Here is a 21,128-nt window from a genome sequence, read left to right as displayed (position 1 = left end):
TTTCGTATCGACTAAGCCAGCTTGCTAACGAACGTTTGCGAACCTTTTTAGCCTCACGGGACTAGTTTCAAGGTCTTTTATCAATTTAAATTTAACCTTTGTGCTGTTGCTTGTCAAGCTTATCCAGCATTTTTTGAAAATTTTCTGGAAGCGGGGCTTCGAAGACCATTTCCTTGCCCGTCCGCGGGTGCTTAAACCCTAATAATGCAGCATGTAAAAACTGCCCATTCTTCCCGATCATCTTGCGCGGACCGTATAACGGATCGCCGACAAGCGGATGCCCAATGTACTTCATGTGAACCCGAATTTGATGTGTCCGACCGGTTTCAAGAATACATTTTACAAGCGTAAAGTTATCATACCGTTTGATTACCTTAAAGTGGGTCACGGCATAGCGGCCGCCCTTCACGACCGCTTGCTTCTTGCGATCTTGCGGATTTCGGCCAAGCGGCGCATCGATCGTGCCCTCATCTTCTTTGATCTGACCGTACACCAAGGCGAGATACTCCCGCTTATTAGTTTTGTTACGTAACTGCTCAGCTAAACTTTGATGCGCTAAGTCATTTTTCGCAACCATCAATAAGCCAGACGTATCCTTATCGATCCGGTGAACGATTCCCGGGCGGAAGGTTCCGTTGATCGTTGATAACGGCGAATGGTATAACAGCGCATTGACCAGCGTGTGATCCGGATGCCCGGGAGCAGGATGAACCACCATTCCTTGCGGTTTATTGACGACAATCACGTCATCGTCTTCATAAACAATATCAAGCGGAATATTTTCAGGCGTTAATTCTAACGATTGCGGTTCAGGTTTGACCAGTGAAATTTTATCGCCAGCGTGCACCTTATATTTTGGTTTCACCGCCTGCCCGTTGACCGTCACATGCCCGTCATTGATCAAATTCTTCAACTGCGAGCGGGTAATTCCCGGTTCAAGGGCCGTTAACACTTTGTCAATTCTTCCTGTTTGATCAGTAATTACATAATCACTCATTGTCATCACCTGTAAATAACGCAATTATCAGTAAAATCACCCCGACCGTCAACGCACAATCAGCAACGTTAAAAATCGGAAAGTTCATAAAATCAAAGGTAAACATATCAACCACGTACCCTAACCGCAACCGGTCAAGAAAGTTACCCAATGTCCCCCCGATCATCAGGGTCAATGCCCAGACAAACAACCGATCATTCCGATTTTTCTTCAGCAAAACAAGCATAACCACTAACGCTGCAATCGTAATCACAAACAGCAATAACTGCTGCCCTTGAAGGATACTCCATGCTGCGCCATCATTGCGTACATTACTCAACGAGAGAACATGCGGAATAAAGCTGATCGTCGTATCAAGTTTAATATGCGTTACGACCAGATATTTCACTAACTGGTCAAGTCCGAAAATCATCAGACTGACCGCTAGATAACCAATTAAAGGCATCTTCCTACCTCCGTTTTTAAACTTCGATATTTAGTTTACCTTTTTTTGAGTGATTTGTATAATTCCAAAATTAGTACAAGCCGCTGATCTTGCCGTTTTCATCAACATGCATTCCGTTGGCGGCTGGAACCTTTGGTAAACCAGGCATGGTTAATACATTTCCGGTCAACGCAACGATAAATTGAGCCCCTAATTTTGGAACAAATTCCCGGATGTGAACGGTAAAGCCGGTTGGAGCGCCAAGCAACTTCGCATTATCTGAGAATGAATATTGGGTCTTGGCCATGCAGACCGGCATTTTATCCCAGCCAAGTTTGGCGAATTGTTTGATTTGGCGTTTAGCCTTTGGACTGTATTCAACCTTTGCGCCACCATAGAACTTCGTAACCAAGGTTTCAATCTTTTGTTCAATTGAATCTTCTGGTTGATAAAGCGGCTTGAAGTCTGATTCTTGGTCACAAGCATCGACAACTGCGTGGGCTAAATCGATTACGCCTTTTGAACCTTTTGCCCAACCATCTGAAATGTACGCATCCGCATTATCAGCCTTGCAAAGGTCAATCACCTGATTTAATTCAGCATCGGTATCCGTGGCAAATTTATTAACCGCAACTACAACCGGAATGCCATAGCGCTTCATGTTACGGATGTGCCGTTGTAAGTTGACATATCCCTTTTGAACAGCTTCAACGTTTTCTTCATTTAAATTGTCCTTGGCAACGCCGCCGTTCATCTTCAATGCGCGAACAGTAGCAACGATCACGATTGCATCCGGTGTTTTGCCTAACCGGGGACATACAATGTCTAAGAATTTTTCAGCCCCTAAGTCAGCTCCAAAACCGGCTTCCGTCAACGTGTAATCAGCTAATTCCATACTTGTCCGGGTTGCAATAATACTGTTGCAGCCATGAGCAATGTTTGCAAACGGGCCGCCATGAACTAAAGCGGGAGTATGTTCGAGGGTTTGAACCAGGTTTGGCTTGATGGCATCCTTCAAAAGCAATGTGATCGCATCAGTTACGCCTAATTGATCAACCGTTACTGGTTCGCGGTCAAAGTTATAGCCGATTACGATTTGACCGATCCGCTTTTTCAAATCATTCAGATCCGTTGCCAAACATAAAACAGCCATCAATTCAGAAGCAACCGTAATATCAAAACCGTCTTCCCGCGGAACCCCTTGAGTTGGACCGCCCAAACCGATCACTGTATGGCGCAATGCCCGGTCATTGATATCCAAAACGCGTTTCCAAATCACCCGCCGTTGATCGATTCCAAGTTCGTTGCCTTGGTAAATATGATTATCGATCAAAGCAGCTAAAGTATTGTTAGCGGCAGTTAAGGCATGCATATCACCGGTAAAGTGCAAGTTGATGTCTTCCATTGGGACAACTTGTGAATAACCACCACCGGTTGCACCGCCTTTAACGCCCATAACCGGTCCTAAAGAAGGTTCACGCAAAGCAACCATTGTCTTTTTACCGATTGCACTCATTGCATCGGCTAACCCGATCGTTACGGTTGATTTTCCTTCACCCGCAGGTGTTGGGTTGATCGCCGTTACCAGGATCATCTTCCCTTTGGTTTGCGTTTTCTTCTTCAATGGTAGTGAAACCTTGGCCTTGTATTTCCCGTATAATTCAAGGTCGTCTTCAGTTAAACCAACTTTGTGAGCAACATCAACAATTGGTTCCATTTCTGTTTGTTGAGCAATTTCAATATCATTCATTGCGTAAACCTCCTATGTAAATTAAGTAATTTTTATTATATCTTATTTAAGCCAAAAACTCATTTCTGAACTGCGCGATTTGCAATATCATGCCGGTAATATGTTTGGCTGACTGGATGATTGCTTAGGATTTCGTAGGCATTCGCTTGGGCTTCTCTGATCGAATCGCCAATCCCGATTACGGATAAAATCCGACCGCCGTTTCCGATCAATCGTTCTTGGTCATCAACAGCAACGTTGGCGTAATCGATCATCCCCCGGCTTTGAATTTCAAAATTCGGTAATAATTGACCCTTAACATAGTTTTGCGGGTATCCCTTGGCTGCAAGGACAACGTTGACGTAGGCTTGCGGATCGACTTCAATCGGATCAAGGACTTCCTGATCAACGCATTCAGTCAGCAATTTTCCAAAATCATTTTTAATCCGCGGCAAAACGACCTGGGTTTCAGGATCACCCAACCGGACATTATATTCGATCACTTTCGGACCATTGGCCGTCATCATGATTCCAATATAAATAATTCCGGTATAATTGAAACCCATGGTGTGAATTCCGTTGATCGTTGGTTCAACGATTTCTTTGACTGTCCGGTCAAACGCCGCCTGATCAAATTGCGGAACGGGACTGTAAGCCCCCATGCCGCCCGTGTTTGGTCCGCGATCATGATCAAAGATTTTTTTGTGATCCTGTGCCACCGGTAAAATTTGAAATGACTTTTGGTTCAGCAAAACAAAAATCGAATATTCCGGACCATCAAGATATTCTTCAAAAATCACTGGGGTTTGCGGCGAAACTTTCAGGGTTGCAAGAACCTTCAGGGCTTCCTTTTGATTTTCAACGATAAAGACGCCCTTCCCACCAGCAAGACCATCTTCCTTAATGACCGTTGGGTATGAAGTTTGGGCAAGCACCGCATCAACCTCTTCCATTGAAGTGCATGTTTGATGTTGCGCAGTTGGAATATGGAATTTTTGCATAAAGTTCAACGCAAAATCCTTTGAACTTTCCAATTGGGCCGCTTGTTTATCCGGCCCGATGATTTTCAAACCATTGCTCGTAAAGTAATCCACGATTCCATCTGCTAATGCATCTTCCGGCCCCACCATTGTCCACGTAATGGCATATTGGCTTGCAAATGCCGCCAATGCTTCAAAGTTATTTTCTTGAATTCCGACTGAATGAACACCGATCCGTTCCATTCCAGGATTGCCCGGCGCGCAGTAAACTTCATCGATCAGGGCACTCGCCTTCAATTTTCGGCAAATCGCAAATTCGCGGCCGCCGCTTCCAATTACTAATACCTTCATCTTATTCACCGTTTCTTTTTAGTGCCGGAAGTGCCGGTGACCGGTCATCACCATTACAATTCCATACTTATCAGCCATCTTGATCGAATCTTCGTCCCGAATCGAGCCACCCGGTTGAACGATCAGCTTAATTCCGTGCTGAGCAGCATATTCAACGGAATCATCCATTGGGAAGAAGGCATCACTGGCAAGCACAGATTGATCATTCAACTTATCCTTTGCATGGTCAATTGCAATTTTGACCGCATCGATTCGGTTCGGTTGGCCAGCGCCAACGCCAATCGTTTGATTGGGGTTAGCAACTAAGATTGCATTTGACTTAACAAACTTAACGGCCTTCCATGCAAATGCCATTGTCTTCAATTCGTCAGCGGTTGGTTTCTTTTGGGTAACGATCTTCCATTGAGTTGGATCTTCTTCTAAGTCATCCTGTTCTTGCATCAACATGCCGCCCATTACCGAGACGGTCTCAAGCCGCGGTTGTTCACTGCGGTGATCAAAGTCCAGCGTTAACAACCGCACATTTTTCTTCTTGGCAAGAATATCATATGCATCATCGTCAAATGCCGGAGCAATAATGATTTCCAAGAACAACTTGTGTAATTTTTGAGCCGTAGCCAAATCAACTTTCCGGTTCAAGGCAACGATTCCGCCGAAAATTGAAACCGGATCAGCTTCATAAGCACGGTCCCATGCTTCTTCAATGGTCTTTCCGCAACCGATTCCGCATGGATTCATGTGTTTCAAGCCAACCGCTGTTGGTTCATCAAATTCGCGGATGATCCGTAATGCCGCATCCGCATCCTTGATGTTATTGTATGAAAGTTGCTTACCATGAAGTTGTTTAGCTTGGCTGATTGAAAAACTCTTCGGGATAACGTCTTCGTAGAACCATGCTTTTTGGTGGCTGTTTTCACCGTACCGCATCGTTTGCTTCAATTGATATGGCAAAGTCAATGTTTGCGGTGCTGGATCGTCAGTTTGGTAATCGAAGTATTGGGCGATCAAGGCGTCATAGGCGGCTGTTTCGCGAAAGACTTTTGCTGCCAACTCTTTCCGGGTTGCCAAACTCGTTTCCCCATTGGCTTGAATTTCATCGATCACCTTTTGATAATCGTTGATGTCCGTAACAACAGTTACATCCTTGAAGTTCTTGGCCGCTGCCCGCAACATACTTGGACCACCGATATCGATCTGTTCAATTGCCCCTTCAAAATCATCTTGATCCTTTAAAATGGTTTCTTTAAATGGATACAAGTTAACGCATACCAAATCAATCGGATCAATTCCGTGGTCGGCTAAGGTTTGCATATGATCGGCATGATCACGTTTAGCAAGCAAACCAGCATGGACATTCGGATGAAGGGTTTTAACCCGGCCATCTAAAATTTCTGGGAAATGAGTTACTTCTTGAATGTCAATCGTTTGAACGCCGACTTGTTTTAAGAAATTCCGGGTGCCCCCCGTTGAAATAATTTCATAGCCGTTTTCAATTAATGCTTGGGCAAAAGGAACAAGATTCGTTTTATCTGAAACACTGATTAATGCTTTTTTCATTCTTTTTCTCCTTTACTGATTTGACAAATGATTTCATTTAATACTTGAGGATAAAGCCGGTGTTCGGTTTGATGGATCCGCGTTTCAAGTTCATCCAACGTATCATTCGGCTTGATTGGAACATGCTCTTGGCGAATTACCGGACCAGTATCCAATCCTTCATCAATGTAATGCAGCGTTACCCCGGTTTGTGTCCGGCCATTTTGCAGGTGATCATCAAACGCGCGTTCAATTGCATGCAATCCTTGAAATTCAGGCAAGTATGCCGGATGAAGGTTAATGATTCGTTTTGGATAATGACTCAAAATCGTCGGTCCAATCACCCGCATATAACCGGCAAGGGCAATCAAATCAACTTGATATTCCTGAAGCTTGGTTAAAATTGCCTGTTCATATTCTGCTTTCGAAGCAAACTGTTTCAACGGAAAGGTTTCGTACGGAATCTGCAACCGCTTTGCCCGCTGGATCACCGGGGCATTCGGATGGTCACAGAAAAGTAAAACCACCTTGCCATGCTGAATTTCATGCCGGTTGAATGCCTGGACTAACGTTTCAAAATTTGTTCCGTTGCCCGACGCAAAAATTGCAACTCTCATTCGATCTCACCCCCATCGACCAAAATTTTGATTGAGGCTTGATTGGCTTGCCGCCTTGATAATTTGCCGATCATCCACGCCGTTTCACCTTGCGCCCGCAATTGATTCAAAACTGTATCCGCATTTTGCGGGGCAACGGCTAACACGAGGCCAATTCCCATGTTGAACGTCAGGAAACAATCATGCCAATCTAAATTTTCTTGCTTTTGCAAAAGGTTAAAGATTGCTGGAATCGACCAGTTAACCGTGACTTCAGCTTTTAAATTCGACGCAAACATCCGCGGAACGTTTTCAAGCAACCCGCCACCGGTAATATGCGCAATGCCGTGAATCTGTCCTGCTTTGACTAACGGCAAAACTGATTGAACGTAGATTTTTGTCGGTGTAAGCAATGCTTCGCCTAAGGTTTGCCCGTCAAGCTCATCAAGTTGATCCGTAACCTTGAACCCCGCTTCATTGAATAAGATTTGCCGAACAAGGGAAAAGCCGTTTGAATGCAAGCCAGATGATGCAATGCCAATCAAGACATCGTCAGCTTGCGGATCATCAGTGGTCAATAACCGATCACGTTCAGCAATTCCCGTTCCAAAGCCAGCAATGTCATACTCGTTAGCCGGATACATTCCAGGCATTTCCGCCGTTTCACCGCCAATGATTGCCATTCCAGCCTGGCGACAACCGGCCGCAACGCCCTTAACGACTTCAGCAAGTTTATCCGGATCATTTTTCCCCGTCGCAATGTAGTCAAGGAAAAACAATGGTTCTGCTCCCTGGGCTAAAATGTCATTGGCACACATTGCAACACAGTCAATTCCAATCGTTGAGTGGCGATCCATCATTTGGGCAATCATTAACTTGGTTCCTACGCCATCGGTTCCGGAAACAAGCACCGGCTGCCGATAATGACCAAGCGCACTCAAGTCAAACATTCCACCAAACTCGCCGATTTTTCCGTCAGCGCCAATCCGTTGCGTTGATTGGACATCCTTTTTGATTTGATCAACCAATTGATTCCCGGCTTCAATATCCACGCCTGCTTTTTGATATCGATTAGTCTTCATCAAACATTCCCCTTTGCTGTTTTAATGACTTTAAATATCCCGCTTCATAGTCGTACAATGGTGTTGGATACTTGCCGGTAAAATAAGCAACGGTCATCCCTCCGTTGGGTGCATCGCCCGCATCCGGAACGGCAATTGAATCGATCAATCCCTGAACACTTAAAAATCCAAGGCTATCAACATCGATCAACCGTTGCATTTCCGCAATACTATGGTTAGCAGCCATTAACTCCGCCCGGGTCGAAACGTCAATTCCGTAAAAACACGGGAACCGGAATGGCGGTGAAGCGATTCGGAGATGGACTTCGCGAGCACCGGCATTGCGTAACAGTTTAACTAACTGAATCGAAGTGGTGCCGCGAACGATCGAATCATCAACAACAACGATCCGCTTATCTTTAACGACCCCGCTGACCGCTGACAACTTCATCCGGACGCTTTGTTCCCGCAGTTCTTGGGTCGGTTCAATAAACGTCCGTGCAACGTATTGATTTTTGATCAATCCCATTTCATACGGAAGATGGGCGGCTTCAGCATACCCGGATGCTGCTGATAATGACGAATTGGGAACACCGATCACCATATCGGCATCCGCCGGTTGTTCTTTTGCAAGCCGCATTCCCATCCGCTTCCGTGCCCGGTGAACGTTCACCCCGTGAATATTCGAATCGGGTCGAGCAAAATAAATATATTCCATCGAACAAATTGCCAGTTGCGTTTCGGTCGTGTAATGATCGATGTGCATGCCGTCGCGGTCAATGATGATCAATTCACCCGGCTGAACATCGCGGACAAACGTTGCCCCTACAGCGTCAAGCGCACACGTTTCGCTGGCAACAACATATGCCCCGTTTGATAATTGACCCACACATAATGGCCGGATTCCGTTCGGGTCCAACGCGGCAATCAAGGCATCCTGCTTTAAAATCAAGAATGCAAAGCCGCCGTGAATCTCATTCAGACTTTGCTTCAATGCATCCATAAACGGCATTGAATGTTTTTGCCGAATCAAGTGAATCAGCACTTCTGAATCTGAGTTCGATTGGAAAACCGCTCCTTTATTTTCCAATTGAACCTTTAATGACCGGGCATTTGTCAAATTACCGTTGTGGGCTAATGCGAGATCACCATCGTTAAATTTAAAGAGAAACGGTTGGACATTCGCAATCGAATTATTACCGCTTGTTCCATAACGCACATGACCGATCGCGGTTTGGCCCTCTAACCGATGAAGGTCATTTGAATCCTTAAAGACTTCACTCAACAATCCGCGATCACGGTGTTGATAAAAATGATGATCGTCATCGACCGTTACGATCCCTGCTCCTTCTTGACCACGGTGTTGCAAAGCATGCAGTCCAATATACGTTAACTGATTGGCATGCGGTGAGTTAAAGACCCCGAAAATGCCGCATTCCTCATTTAATCCTTTGATTTCATTAAGCATGGAATTGCATCCTCCCATTGACGTTGAAGCTGCGTTCCGTTCAACTTGAATTCCGCATCGGTTGTCTTGACTTTTAATTCATGGGTCGCCGTTGTCTTCCCGATCAACATTGCGGCGCTTCCAAGAACCTTTTCAAAGGCAGCTTGGTCCGCCGGTTTAACCGTTAAGACGATTCGTCCCGGAGTTTCACTAAACAACCGGTTGGCCTGATCGTTCATTTCAACGTCCATTCCAAGTGATGTGTCAAAAATCATTTCAGCAAGGGTTACCCCAAGGCCACCTTCGCTGACATCATGCGCAGCGGTTACCAGTTGGTCTTGCATGGCCGTAAGTGCTTTTTGCAAAGCTGATGCAGCTTGATGATAATCAAATTCATTGACCTTCCCATCAATCTTGCCGGTCAGCATTTTTTGAAGTTCTGAACCACTGAAATCATCTTTCGTTTGGCCGACAACATAAACTAGGTTTTCATCCTGAATGATATGATTTGAAACTGCATGATCGACATTTGAAATCAGTCCGACCATTCCAACCATTGGTGTCGGATAAATTGCTTGACCATTATTTTCGTTATAAAGGGAAACATTTCCTGAAATGACTGGGGTATTAAGTTCCCGGCAAAGTTCTGCCATTCCGGCGATTGATTGGTGAAACTCCCAGTATACTTCAGGGTCATTTGGGTCACCAAAGTTTAGACAGTCAGTAATCGCAAGCGGTTGAGCCCCCTTCGCGATCACATTGGCTGCGGCTTCAAGAACCGCAATTTGACCGCCGACCCGCGGATTCAAATATCCAAACCGACCGTTTCCGTCCGTGGTCATCGCCAATCCTTTTTGCGTTCCGCGAACCCGAATCACGCCGGCATCGTTGGTTGCATTCGGGCCGGCAACGGTTGAAGCCCGGACTTGCGAGTCATACGTTTGCGTTAAAACTTTCTTTGATGCAACGGTTGGTTGTTGTAATAAGCCAACTAACGTTTGTGCAGGATCATCAATTTTTGGAAGAGAATTTGCTTTAAGATGGGTTAATCGTTCCGGTTGCCGTTCAGGGCACTTTTCTTGCAAAACATCGTCGGTTAATGACGATACCGGAATATCGGTTACGATTTGATCATGATGTGTTAATACATATTGATGGTCAGAAGTTACTTCCCCAATAACGACAACATCAAGGTTATACTTTTCAAAGAGTTGCCGCACATCTTCTTGATTTCCTTTTTTTACACATAAAAGCATTCGTTCTTGTGATTCACTCAGCATGATTTCATATGCTGACATCCCGTTTTCCCGTTGCGGAACCAAATCGAGGTTCATCTTGACCCCGCTGTTTGCCTTAGAGGCCATTTCACAACTTGATGAAACTAAACCAGCAGCTCCCATATCTTGAATTCCAACTAACCAGTCAGCATGCTTTTGAATCAATTCAAGGCAGGCTTCCATTAACAGTTTTTCCATAAACGGATCACCAACTTGAACCGCTGACCGTTGGGTTTCATGTTCACTGTCAAAGTCGGTTGATGCGAAGGTGGCACCGTGAATACCATCCCGGCCGGTTTTGGCACCGACATACATGATCAGATTTCCTTCGCCTGAAGCGCGACCTTTTTGGATATCCTTTTTATTCATCAACCCCACACTCATAGCATTCACTAACGGGTTGCCTTCATAGCATTCATCAAACGTCGTTTCTCCCGCAACGGTTGGGATTCCCATGCAGTTACCATAACCACCGATTCCCGCAACGACTTCGTTGATCAAATAACGAGTATGCGCATTATTGATTTCCCCAAAATGCAATGAATCAAGCGATGCGATCGGCCGGGCACCCATACTAAAGATATCGCGTAAAATTCCACCGACTCCGGTTGCTGCCCCTTCGTAAGGTTCAACGGCTGATGGGTGGTTGTGACTTTCAGCTTTGAAAACAACGGCTTGATCATCACCGATATCAACGATGCCGGCCCCTTCCCCTGGTCCTTGTAAAACGCGTTCGTTTTTATTCGGGAAAAGTTTCAACAACGGCTTGGATTTTTTATACGAACAGTGTTCACTCCACATTACCGCAAATAATCCCGTTTCGGTGTAATTTGGTAACCGGTGAATCAGATGATCGCAAATGTAATCATATTCTTTTTCAGTTAGTCCCCATTCAAGATATGGCTTTTGGGCTTTGATTTCCTGGGGTGTCATTTCTTGATCAATCATAAATTAACCTCCATTTTTAGTGCTTAAGCGTAAGCAACGATTGGAAAACTTTGAAGCCGTCATCATTGCCGACAATTTTTTCGGACGCTCTTTCCGGATGAGGCATCATTCCAACAACGTTACCGCGCCGATTACAAATTCCCGCAATATCGTTCACACTTCCATTCGGATTTTGATCAACATAACGGAAAACGATTTGATGATTTTGTTCTAACTCATCAATCGTTGCCGGGTCGGCGTAGAAGTTGCCATCTGAATGGGCAATCGGCAAATGAATTTTTTCATCCTTAACGTACTTCGTTGTAAAAGGCGTGGCATTATTTTCAACCTGCAACGCAACTGGCCGGCAGATAAACTTCAGATTATCATTTTTCTTCAAAACCCCTGGTAACAAATGGGCTTCCGTCAAAATTTGAAATCCATTACAGATTCCAATCACGGGCTTGCCTGAATCGGCAAATTGACGAACTGCTCCCATAATCGGTGTTAAAGCAGCAATGGCGCCGCACCGCAAATAGTCCCCGTATGAAAATCCACCAGGAAGCATGACCGCATCGAATCCATCTAAACTCGTTGCCGTTGACGGAACGTATTCAGCGCTGACATGGCACAGGTTTTCTAAAACGTAATGCAAATCGCTATCGCAATTTGATCCTGGAAAAACAATGATTGCAACTTTCATTTAATCTTCCCCCAATTGTTCATAACGATAAACTTCGAGATTAAAGTTTACGAGCAACTTTTCAGCTAATTCTTCAACCGTTTGAGCAGCCGTTCCCTCTGAGTCATCGACTTCGATATCAAAGAATTTTCCAACATGAATTGCCTGAATAGTTTGATATCCTAAATCTTTTGCTGCGTCAGTGATCGTATCACCTTGGGGATCAAAAACGGATGGTTTATACGTTACATATACCCGAAACTTTTTCATTGTGCTCCTCCTTTTAAAGTAAAATTACCTTTTCTAACCGTTGAAGAACTTCTTGGTAAACCGGGGTCAACTCGCCTAAGTCTTTCCGGTAAACATCCTTATCTAAGTGATGATGGGTTTTCGTATCCCATAACCGGCAATTGTCTGGTGAAAATTCATCAGCAAGAATCACTTTTCCGTTTGGTAAAGTTCCAAATTCCAGCTTAAAATCGATCAGTTGCATGCCTGCTTTTTCAAATAACGGGGTTAATAATTGATCAACTTTCCGTGAAATTACCCACATCGTATCTAATTGCGATTGGGTAACAATTCCGAGGGCGATTGCTTGAGAAGCATTAATTGCAGGATCATCAAGTTCATCGCTTTTAAGGCACATCTCTTCAACTGGAGTTTCAAATTTTTTGCCTTCTTCAACGCCGTAACGGCTTGCAAAGTGGCCAGCAGAATAATTGCGGGTGATCATTTCAAGCGGAATGATTTTGACTTTTTTGACAAGTTCTTCGGTATCCGAAATCCTTTTAATAAAGTGGGTTTCAATTCCGTTTGCTTCAAAATATTTGAAAATCAACGTCGAAATTGCATTGTTCGTTTTCCCCTTATCATCGATATGGTCTTTCTTCTTGCCGTTTAAGGCTGTCGCCTGGTCTAAATAAACGACCCGCAAAACATTTTCATCTTCCGTTGTCCACATTTCCTTTGCTTTCCCAGCATAAATTTGATGTACCATCAATCATAATCTCCTTTATATTGTTCACTATTATGCGAACATTTTTGAATAATCAATTATTATACATTCAGAATATTCCAAGAATAACCGAATGTCAACAAAATATTCAAACAATTTTATCATTTATCGTTTTTATTGTTCATGATTATATAATTTTATTTTATAAATTATCAATTATAATTGTTTATTCAGCATTTATTCGAATAAAACAAAAAGGCATCTTTTTTCAAAGATGCCTTTTAACGGTTTAAACACATAAATTTTATATTTTCAATTATTAAAAATGTTCGTTTTTTATTGTCCCCAAATTCCAGTTTGATTAATTTCCTTCAACGTCTGATCAAGCTGATTCGTTAAAATTGTAATATGACCCATTTTCCGATTCAGCCGAACTGCACTTTTTCCATAATCATGAAAATGCCAGTTAGGTTTCTCAAAAATTAAATTCCGCACCCCAGAAACATGCTGGCCTAAAACGTTAACCATCACAACGGGTTGCAGAAGCTTAATTTGCGGCATTGGCCAGTTGCAAATTGCCCGGTTATGAATGTCAAATTGCGAAAAATTACATGCTTCAATTGAATAGTGACCTGAATTATGCGGCCGCGGTGCCAATTCGTTAATGTAAACTTGATCATCAGTTCCGATAAACATTTCAATCCCTAAAATGCCGCAAAGGTCGAGGGCCTGGGCAATGGCCACGGCCGTTTCTTCTGCCCGCGCCGCAACTTCACTTGGGATTCTTGCCGGAACGATGCTTTCGTGGAGGATCTGATTACGATGAATGTTTTCACTGACTGGAAAAACACTTGAATCGCCGTCAACATTCCGTCCGACCATCACGGAACATTCGCACTTAAAATCAACGGCCTTTTCCAAAATACATGGACAATGCCGCAAAATTTCTGTAGTTTGTCCTAGATCTTCCTCACTATTAAGCCGGACCTGGCCTTTTCCATCATAGCCGCCTTCACAAGTTTTTAAATAACATGGAAAACCGATTCGTTTTAATTCATCTTCAAAATCTTGCGCGCTGTTAATTGCAGCAAACTTGGCGGTTTGAAAGCCGTGTTCTTTCAAAAATGTTTTTTCACGAATCCGATCCTTGGTGATCCGCAACAATTCTGTTCCTTGAGGAATTGAAACAACATCTTTAACCGCATCTAACGCGTCCAAATCAACATTTTCAAATTCATACGTTAACACGTCGGCTTCGTCAGCTAACTGCTGAATTGCATTCACATCATCATACGGCGCAACAATTTGGCGATCACAAACCTGGCCGGTTGGACAAGTTGGATCCGGATCAAGAACAATGACCTTCATTCCCGCTGCTTTAGCTGAAAATGCCAGCATTTGGCCTAATTGACCGCCGCCAATAATTCCGATCGTATCGCCCTGTTCAATTTGCTTATTCAAGATGCGCACTGCTTTCTACGGCAGCATCATGCTGCTGTCTCCGGTAATCGACTAAGCGGTCTGCAAGTGCATCATCATTTAAAGCCAACATTTCGCATGCCATCAAAGCCGCATTCCGGGCTCCCGCTGCTCCAATCGCCATGGTAGCAACCGGAACGCCAGCTGGCATTTGACCGATTGAGAGTAATGAATCCATTCCTCCAAGTGCATGGGTTTGAATTGGAACCCCAATGACTGGAATGATCGTATTGGCCGCCAGCATTCCTGGAAGATGGGCTGCCCCGCCAGCCCCTGCAATAATTACTTTAATTCCCCGTTCACGGGCCGTTTGACCAAATTTCATCAATTCAGTCGGCATCCGGTGAGCGGAGACCACCTGCTTTTCATACGGAACATTCAATTTATCCAAAATCTCACCCGTCAACTTCATGGTTGACCAGTCTGAGATGCTTCCCATAACTACACTAACTTGAGCATTCATGAATATCTTCCTCCTTCATTAAGGTTAGCTTACCAAATAAATTGAACGTTGTAAACATTATTTATTTTTATTGTTCGTTTATTGTGTAATAATATTAATAACAGAATTAAATTAAGAGTTATCAAAGCTAAAATCGAACAAAAAAGAGACCGCAGTTTTCAGTTACGGTCTCCTTTGGACTTTCATTCCAAATTCTCTTATTTAATTAATTCAGCAACATCCGTTGCCAACCGGGCAGCCGTCTTCGGCATCATCAAAAAGCTGTAGGTCGCTTTTTCCGTTACGAACCGGACAACACCCCACCGGTTATGTTTCACTTCTTTAATATCGCTTAACTTGATGCTTTGACCATTAAAAACGATCAATGCATGGTAATTGATTTTTCCGTCTTCAATTTGAAGATACCGCCCCCGAAGTTCGACCAAGGCCACGATCAAAAATAAAATCAAAGTCATCAAAGTCCAAACTTGAAAGACCGTAATTTCCAGCCATAAAAGCATGCTGAAAAGAAAAATCATCCATGTGAATGACCAGCAAACAATCGAGGTTGGAACATCTGGTTGACTGTAATATCTCTTTTGTTTCATTTCTTCACCTTCAATTAACGTTTCTTCTTTCCCCAATATTGAAAGAGGTCCGTTCGCAGCGAACCATTATATAGTTTACGTCTTTTTGTCGCCTGTTCGCCATAATATTTTTCAAAATTTAAATCACTTGTAAGAATGTACTTACTCCACGTAGTCATTGGACGATAGATTTTTCCCATTTGTTCATATAAAACATGAACGCTGTCCCGGTCGCTTAACCGTTGTCCGTATGGCGGATTAGCAACAATCACGCCATTTTCCTTATCAGTCTTAAAATCTTTAACCGCTAACTGTTTAAAATGAATATCATGTAAAACGCCAGCCGCCTTCGCATTGACCTTTGAAATGTTGATCATTCGTCCGTCAATATCGTAACCGGCAATGTCGAGGTCAATGTCATGGTTTTCAACTGCACGGGCCTCTTCGCGAAGTTTGGTAACCATTGCTTCATCGACTTGCTGCCACTGTTCACAAACAAAATGGCGGTTGATTCCCGGTGCGATGTTGCGTCCAAGAAGAGCAGCTTCAATCGGAAGCGTTCCTGAACCGCATACCGGATCCATAAACGGATCTTCTGGGTACCAATGCGATAATAAAACAAGAGCGGCAGCCATGTTTTCCTTCATCGGCGCGCCCCCTTTATCCAACCGATATCCGCGCTTAAATAAACTTGATCCCGTTGTATCAAGGGTAATCATTGCTTTGTTTTTATTGATTGAAACTTGAACCGGATATTCAGCCCCCGTTTCCGGAAACTTTGTCCGCCGGTGATAAGTTTGATTCATCCGTTCGACAATTGCTTTTTTGGTAATTGCCTGAACACTTGGAACATTATGCAATTGCGACTTTTGCGATTTACCGCTTACCGGGAAAGCCGCATCGAGTGCCAGCCAATCTTCCCACGGAATTTGTTTTACATTTTCAAACAAATCATCAAAGGTTTTCGCCATAAACTTTGCCAAAACAATTTTTACCCGATCAGCAGTCCGAAGCCACAAATTTAAGCGAATAATATCCTGAAAGTCACCTTCAAGGCGTACCCGCCCATTTTCAACGTTGGCATGATAACCAAGATGTTTCAGTTCATTTCCAAGAATTCCTTCAATTCCAGCTGCGCACGTTGCGATTATTTCCATTTCCCTCATCCTTAATTAAAAATAGGAGGTTGCAACAATGTCGCAACCTCCTCCTGTCATATGTAGTGCTCTATAAGCCACGTTCCGTACGTCATCCAGCCAGGACTGGAATCGGTGGTAATCATCTATCTCCGAGTTAAAAACTCGCCCCCATGATTAGTTCATTTCCGTCATGAAGCGCCCCTACCAAAATTTGGGTTACCTGCTCGAGGGGTTTACCGCGTTCCACTAGTACCGTTTCCAATACTACTTCGTCACTGTGGCACTTTTCAAGACTACTCAGGCATGACCGAAGTTTTAGCCTTTTTATCTGCCGTTACCTACAATGTAGGTACCTTGCCTTATTTTTTCAGCAAGCACGATCACTACAGGCATCGCAGCCTGTGCAAGCTTGGACTTTCCTCAGACTGCATATGCAGCCCGCGATTACCCGAACACTACACGCTAATTAACATATTTAATTATTAAAAACGACTATTTTGGTCATTATCATCATTAAGTTGAGCACCAAAAACGCGCCGTTCCAAATTAGAAAGCCGCTTCAAAATGTCCATGTTATTGACATTTGAAGTTGGTCTTGCAGCTTGACCAGACTTACCAACAGCAACTTGCTTTGTAAGTTCGTCAACTTTGCTTACAAGCCGATCATTTTCCATTTGTAACCGTTGATTTTCTTTAGTGAAAGTCTCGTAGTCTTGGATAACTTTATCTAAAAATTCATCAACATCCGCTGGATCATAACCGCGCATTTTAGGTTTAAAATGCTTGTTTACGATTTCTTTAGGCGTAAGATTGACATTTTCCATAAATTACACCTCGTCTCCGATAGGTACTTAACTCATAACAGTAGTATTATAGCAGAATTGTTTTTAGTTGCCAAGATTTTCTTGAAATTCATTTGCAGCGTCTTGCAAATTATCCATGTCAAACATCGTAACCGGGTAATCATGATTTTCTGCGTATTGTTGAACGGCTTGATAATCATACTTCGGTTTTCCAGGATATTCCGAATCATAGATCAGCGTTGCCTCGTCCGTATGGTCCAGCATAAACTTTTGAAAATTTTTCAATTGTGCCGGCGATTGATATGGTTGTTTACTGATACTTGCACAAAAATCAACCTTGGATTCCAAATCGCTTAACAGCATCCGATTCTGTTCGTTCCATTGACTGCCAAACTCACTGAACGGGTACATCAGTGAAACTTTCAATTCTGGATACTCTTCCTTCAATTCTATTGCCGCTTCCGCAGCCCATTGTTCAACCCCGAGTTGGCCGCCGGTAATCACCCACTCAAGCCCATCATTAAATTTCTGTTCAAAATGTTTTTTTAGTAAATACTTAATCACTTTGACTTTCGGATCATTATTTGCAAAAACTCCGAGTTCATAACTTCGATAACCAGTTACCCATAACCGCAACTGCTTCACCTGCCCTTCACGATTTTGCCTAAAATCTTGATAAATGGTAAAATACCGGGATAGGAGTGTGATTTTGATGACACTTAACTATCCGAATGGTCAGCACTACTCTCAAAAGCAGAGTACCACATTCAAGGCGAAACATAAATCGCCAAGTCGAATTGTTTATGGCAATCGCGGAATGACGCTTGAACAGGAAATCAATGATAGTAATCAATACTACCTTGAACGCGAGATCGCCGTCATCCACAAGAAACCCATTCCAATTCAAATTGTTGACGTTGATTACCCGAAGCGAAGTGCAGCGGTAATTAAAAAAGCGTATTTCAAAACGCCGTCAACGACTGACTACAACGGAATTTATCGGGGTTACTACCTTGATTTTGAAGCAAAAGAAACCAAAAATAAGACCGCCTTCCCGTTAAGCAACTTTCATGATCACCAAATCAAACATATGAAAGCTTGTGAAAAACAACACGGAATCTGTTTTACAATCGTTCGTTTTGTTTCGCAAGATGAACTGTATTTAATGCCGACATCCCTTCTATTTAATTATTGGGACAATCAAGCTCATGGACGCAAGTCGATCCCGAAAAAGGAAATCGAAGACGTGAGCTTTAAAATTGAATATAGTTTGCAACCTCGAATTCCATACCTTAAAGCGGTGGATTTACTAATTAACCAAATCGAAGGAGATAATAATGAGTAATCAAGATCCAGAATATTCAAGAGTTAATCGGCGAGAAGCTGAAGAAGCGGTTCGCGCAAAGGGCCCTTGGCATATTATCAAGCGCGTTTTGCTAGTTATTTTGATTATCTTTGTCCTTGGAGTTGCGGCTGGTTCAGCCCTCTTCTTCTACTATGCAAAAAGTGCACCTGAACTTTCAACAAGCAAATTATCAAGTCCAGGTTCGACGATCATTTATGACGCGAACAATAAAAAGATTACTTCACTGGGGTCTGACAATCGGACTTTGATTGCTGAAGATAAGGTTCCGCAACAGTTAAAAGATGCGATTGTTTCAATTGAAGACCGGCAATTCTATCAACAAAAAGGAATTGACCCGAAACGAATTTTGGGGGCGTTTTTAAACAACCTTAATCCAGGTTCAGGCCTTCAAGGGGGAAGTACGATCGATCAGCAATTGATTAAATTGTCATACTTCTCAACTTCCAAATCTGACCAAACACTTAAACGGAAAGCGCAAGAAGCTTGGTTGGCTCTGCAGCTTGATAAGCATTACTCAAAAGATCAAATTTTAACATTCTACATTAATAAGGTCTTTATGGGATATGGTAACTATGGAATGGAAACGGCTGCCAAATTCTATTACGGTAAATCATTAAGTCAGCTTGACTTAGCCCAAACTGCATTGATCGCTGGAATTCCGAATGCGCCATCTTCATATAACCCGTATTCGAATCCAAAATTGGCCTTAGAACGGCGGAATGAAGTTCTTCAGGCAATGTATGAAAATCACAAGATTTCAAAGAGTCAAGAACAGCAAGCGCAAGCCGAAGATATCAATAACGGACTTCTTCCAGTCCACCAAAACAACGTGGAAGACAGCGAAAAAGCTAAAATCGCTGATCCTTACTTGAAGGAAGTTATTCAAGACGTTGAAGCCAAAGGATACGATCCATTTGCTCAATGTCTCAAAATCTACACTAACCTTGATATGAATATTCAAGAAAAGTTGTACGAAATTGCCAATACTAACAATTACGTCTACTTCCCGAATAACAAGATCCAGGTTGCCTCAACAATCATTAACCCGCACAACGGAAAGGTTGTCGCAATGATTGGAGGACGGAAATTAGGAAACGTTACTTTCGGCCTGAACCGTGCCGTTCAGACTGATCGGACTGACGGTTCAACTGCTAAACCGTTAATGGATTATGGTCCAGCAATCGAGTACAAGCAATGGGCAACGTACCATATGTTGAAAGATGAACCATATAACTATCCAGGTTCAAACACTGCCCTTTATGACCTTGACCATAAATATGAAGGTAACATGACAATGCGGGAAGCCTTGATTGAATCCCGGAACATCCCTGCAATTCAAACATTAGCCAGTGTTGGTCTTCCAAAAGCAACGAAGTTCCTTCAAGGACTTGGCTTTAACTATAGGTCTGGATTGCACTATTCAAACGGGATCGGACTTCCATCATCAACGTTACAAAACGCAGCGGCCTACGCAGCATTTGCTAATGGCGGAATTTACTATAAGCCACAATATGTCAATGCGATCGAAACGCCTGATGGAACGGTTAAACAGTACTCTAACGAAGGAAAACGGGCAATGCAACCGTCAACGGCATACATGATCACTGACATGTTGAAACAGGTTATTACTTCACCAAAGGGAACTGGGACGGAAGCGAATATTCCTGGCCTTTACCAAGCCGGAAAGACCGGAACAAACGCTTATCCATCAGATGTTGCGAATGAATTTCCATCCAACGCGATCATGGATTCATGGTTCAATGGTTATACGAAGAACTACTCGGTATCCGTATGGCTTGGATATGATCACCAGTATCAACCAGGAAATTACATGACGCAACCGACGGCGAACCTCGCTTCGCAATTCTATAAGCAAATTATGGAATACATGTCCGAAGATGTATCAAACACTGACTGGGTAAAGCCAAGCAACGTTTACGTTAAGTACATCAACGGTGTCCGGCAACTTTACTTAGCTGGTTCCCAACCGCCTTCAAGTGAGATCTTCTCAAAGAAGAGCAGCATGGCGAAATTCCAAAGCGTCTTTTCAAAGATCGATGATTCACAAAAGAGTCAAAATAGTAACTCGCAGGCAAATTCAAATTCAGACCAGCAAAGCAAGGTTCAGGCAAATAGCCAATCACAACAGCAAAGCGATAACAATAATAACCAGAACAACAATAATCAAAATAATAATCAGCAGAATAATAACAACAATAATAATCAAAACAATAACAATGATCATCATTAATGTTATTTAGCTGCTAAAAAGAGGTTGTGATATAACAAATCGCAACCTCTTTTGTTGTATCTATCCCTATAATTGGGCTCCAAAACAAACGAGCTAAGC

The 21,128-nt window shown here is 43.1% G+C and carries 20 protein-coding genes and 1 other RNA gene; 2 read left to right on the top strand and 19 right to left on the bottom strand.

Features of this window, described 5'->3' with window-relative positions; all coding sequences use genetic code 11:
- Nucleotides 1-91: 91 nt before the first annotated feature.
- The 19 genes from FC33_RS04005 to FC33_RS03920 all read right to left on the bottom strand — a co-directional run bounded on the left by FC33_RS04005 (nucleotide 92) and on the right by FC33_RS03920 (nucleotide 18,048).
- Nucleotides 92-997: an RluA family pseudouridine synthase gene (locus tag FC33_RS04005; RefSeq protein ID WP_057827335.1), complete on the bottom strand. Its 906-nt coding sequence runs from the start codon at nucleotides 995-997 to the stop codon at nucleotides 92-94.
- On the bottom strand, nucleotides 990-1,442 hold the full coding sequence (gene lspA, locus FC33_RS04000) for a signal peptidase II (RefSeq protein ID WP_057827334.1): 453 nt from the start codon (nucleotides 1,440-1,442) through the stop codon (nucleotides 990-992). The genes FC33_RS04005 and lspA overlap by 8 nt, the downstream gene beginning before the upstream one ends.
- Before the next feature lie 70 nt (nucleotides 1,443-1,512).
- The gene (locus FC33_RS03995) at nucleotides 1,513-3,171 is read right to left on the bottom strand and encodes a formate--tetrahydrofolate ligase (RefSeq protein WP_057827333.1); all 1,659 of its coding nucleotides are present in this window, start codon (nucleotides 3,169-3,171) and stop codon (nucleotides 1,513-1,515) included.
- 59 nt (nucleotides 3,172-3,230) lie between these two features.
- The gene (gene purD / locus FC33_RS03990) at nucleotides 3,231-4,481 is read right to left on the bottom strand and encodes a phosphoribosylamine--glycine ligase (protein ID WP_057827332.1); all 1,251 of its coding nucleotides are present in this window, start codon (nucleotides 4,479-4,481) and stop codon (nucleotides 3,231-3,233) included.
- A gap of 18 nt (nucleotides 4,482-4,499) precedes the next feature.
- Complete coding sequence (purH, locus tag FC33_RS03985; protein ID WP_057827331.1) at nucleotides 4,500-6,038, bottom strand: bifunctional phosphoribosylaminoimidazolecarboxamide formyltransferase/IMP cyclohydrolase; 1,539 nt, start codon at nucleotides 6,036-6,038, stop codon at nucleotides 4,500-4,502.
- The gene (gene purN, locus FC33_RS03980; RefSeq protein WP_057827330.1) at nucleotides 6,035-6,634 is read right to left on the bottom strand and encodes a phosphoribosylglycinamide formyltransferase; all 600 of its coding nucleotides are present in this window, start codon (nucleotides 6,632-6,634) and stop codon (nucleotides 6,035-6,037) included. Before purN ends, purH begins: the two co-directional genes overlap by 4 nt.
- A complete protein-coding gene (purM, locus tag FC33_RS03975) occupies nucleotides 6,631-7,695 on the bottom strand; it encodes a phosphoribosylformylglycinamidine cyclo-ligase (RefSeq protein ID WP_057827329.1) in 1,065 nt (354 codons plus the stop codon). Before purM ends, purN begins: the two co-directional genes overlap by 4 nt.
- Nucleotides 7,685-9,142, bottom strand: a complete 1,458-nt coding sequence (gene purF / locus FC33_RS03970; protein WP_057827328.1) for an amidophosphoribosyltransferase — start codon at nucleotides 9,140-9,142, stop codon at nucleotides 7,685-7,687. The genes purM and purF overlap by 11 nt, the downstream gene beginning before the upstream one ends.
- Complete coding sequence (gene purL / locus FC33_RS03965; RefSeq protein ID WP_057827537.1) at nucleotides 9,118-11,343, bottom strand: phosphoribosylformylglycinamidine synthase subunit PurL; 2,226 nt, start codon at nucleotides 11,341-11,343, stop codon at nucleotides 9,118-9,120. The genes purF and purL overlap by 25 nt, the downstream gene beginning before the upstream one ends.
- Before the next feature lie 19 nt (nucleotides 11,344-11,362).
- Nucleotides 11,363-12,028 (bottom strand): phosphoribosylformylglycinamidine synthase subunit PurQ, encoded by a 666-nt coding sequence (purQ, locus tag FC33_RS03960; RefSeq protein ID WP_057827327.1) that lies wholly within the window; start codon nucleotides 12,026-12,028, stop codon nucleotides 11,363-11,365.
- A complete protein-coding gene (purS, locus tag FC33_RS03955; protein ID WP_057827326.1) occupies nucleotides 12,029-12,277 on the bottom strand; it encodes a phosphoribosylformylglycinamidine synthase subunit PurS in 249 nt (82 codons plus the stop codon).
- Nucleotides 12,278-12,290: 13 nt separating this feature from the next.
- Nucleotides 12,291-13,004 carry a phosphoribosylaminoimidazolesuccinocarboxamide synthase gene (purC, locus tag FC33_RS03950; RefSeq protein WP_057827325.1) on the bottom strand — a complete coding sequence of 238 codons (714 nt, stop codon included), beginning with the start codon at nucleotides 13,002-13,004 and terminating at the stop codon, nucleotides 12,291-12,293.
- Nucleotides 13,005-13,298: 294 nt separating this feature from the next.
- Nucleotides 13,299-14,423, bottom strand: coding sequence for a 5-(carboxyamino)imidazole ribonucleotide synthase (gene purK, locus FC33_RS03945; RefSeq protein WP_057827324.1), 1,125 nt, complete (start codon nucleotides 14,421-14,423; stop codon nucleotides 13,299-13,301).
- Nucleotides 14,416-14,904: a 5-(carboxyamino)imidazole ribonucleotide mutase gene (gene purE / locus FC33_RS03940; protein WP_057827323.1), complete on the bottom strand. Its 489-nt coding sequence runs from the start codon at nucleotides 14,902-14,904 to the stop codon at nucleotides 14,416-14,418. Before purE ends, purK begins: the two co-directional genes overlap by 8 nt.
- Before the next feature lie 197 nt (nucleotides 14,905-15,101).
- Complete coding sequence (locus tag FC33_RS03935; protein WP_146993437.1) at nucleotides 15,102-15,491, bottom strand: EbsA family protein; 390 nt, start codon at nucleotides 15,489-15,491, stop codon at nucleotides 15,102-15,104.
- Between the two features lie 14 nt (nucleotides 15,492-15,505).
- A complete protein-coding gene (locus FC33_RS03930) occupies nucleotides 15,506-16,636 on the bottom strand; it encodes a THUMP domain-containing class I SAM-dependent RNA methyltransferase (protein WP_057827321.1) in 1,131 nt (376 codons plus the stop codon).
- 59 nt (nucleotides 16,637-16,695) lie between these two features.
- Nucleotides 16,696-17,065: RNase P RNA component class B (gene rnpB / locus FC33_RS08190), an RNA gene on the bottom strand.
- 26 nt (nucleotides 17,066-17,091) lie between these two features.
- The gene (gene gpsB, locus FC33_RS03925; RefSeq protein WP_057827320.1) at nucleotides 17,092-17,433 is read right to left on the bottom strand and encodes a cell division regulator GpsB; all 342 of its coding nucleotides are present in this window, start codon (nucleotides 17,431-17,433) and stop codon (nucleotides 17,092-17,094) included.
- A gap of 63 nt (nucleotides 17,434-17,496) precedes the next feature.
- A complete protein-coding gene (locus FC33_RS03920) occupies nucleotides 17,497-18,048 on the bottom strand; it encodes an SLOG family protein (RefSeq protein ID WP_057827536.1) in 552 nt (183 codons plus the stop codon).
- 76 nt (nucleotides 18,049-18,124) lie between these two features.
- On the opposite strand from FC33_RS03920, the gene recU reads away from it, so the two are divergent.
- Together recU and FC33_RS03910 are read left to right on the top strand one after the other, a co-directional pair.
- Complete coding sequence (gene recU, locus FC33_RS03915; RefSeq protein ID WP_057827319.1) at nucleotides 18,125-18,757, top strand: Holliday junction resolvase RecU; 633 nt, start codon at nucleotides 18,125-18,127, stop codon at nucleotides 18,755-18,757.
- Nucleotides 18,750-21,029, top strand: coding sequence for a transglycosylase domain-containing protein (locus FC33_RS03910; protein ID WP_146993436.1), 2,280 nt, complete (start codon nucleotides 18,750-18,752; stop codon nucleotides 21,027-21,029). Before recU ends, FC33_RS03910 begins: the two co-directional genes overlap by 8 nt.
- The last annotated feature ends 99 nt before the right edge of the window (nucleotides 21,030-21,128 follow it).

Source organism: Ligilactobacillus aviarius subsp. aviarius DSM 20655, from assembly GCF_001436315.1.
GTDB classification, from domain to species: Bacteria; Bacillota; Bacilli; order Lactobacillales; family Lactobacillaceae; genus Ligilactobacillus; species Ligilactobacillus aviarius.
The sequence above is the reverse complement of the archived record's forward strand: the minus strand, read 5'-3'. Positions and strand labels throughout refer to the sequence as shown.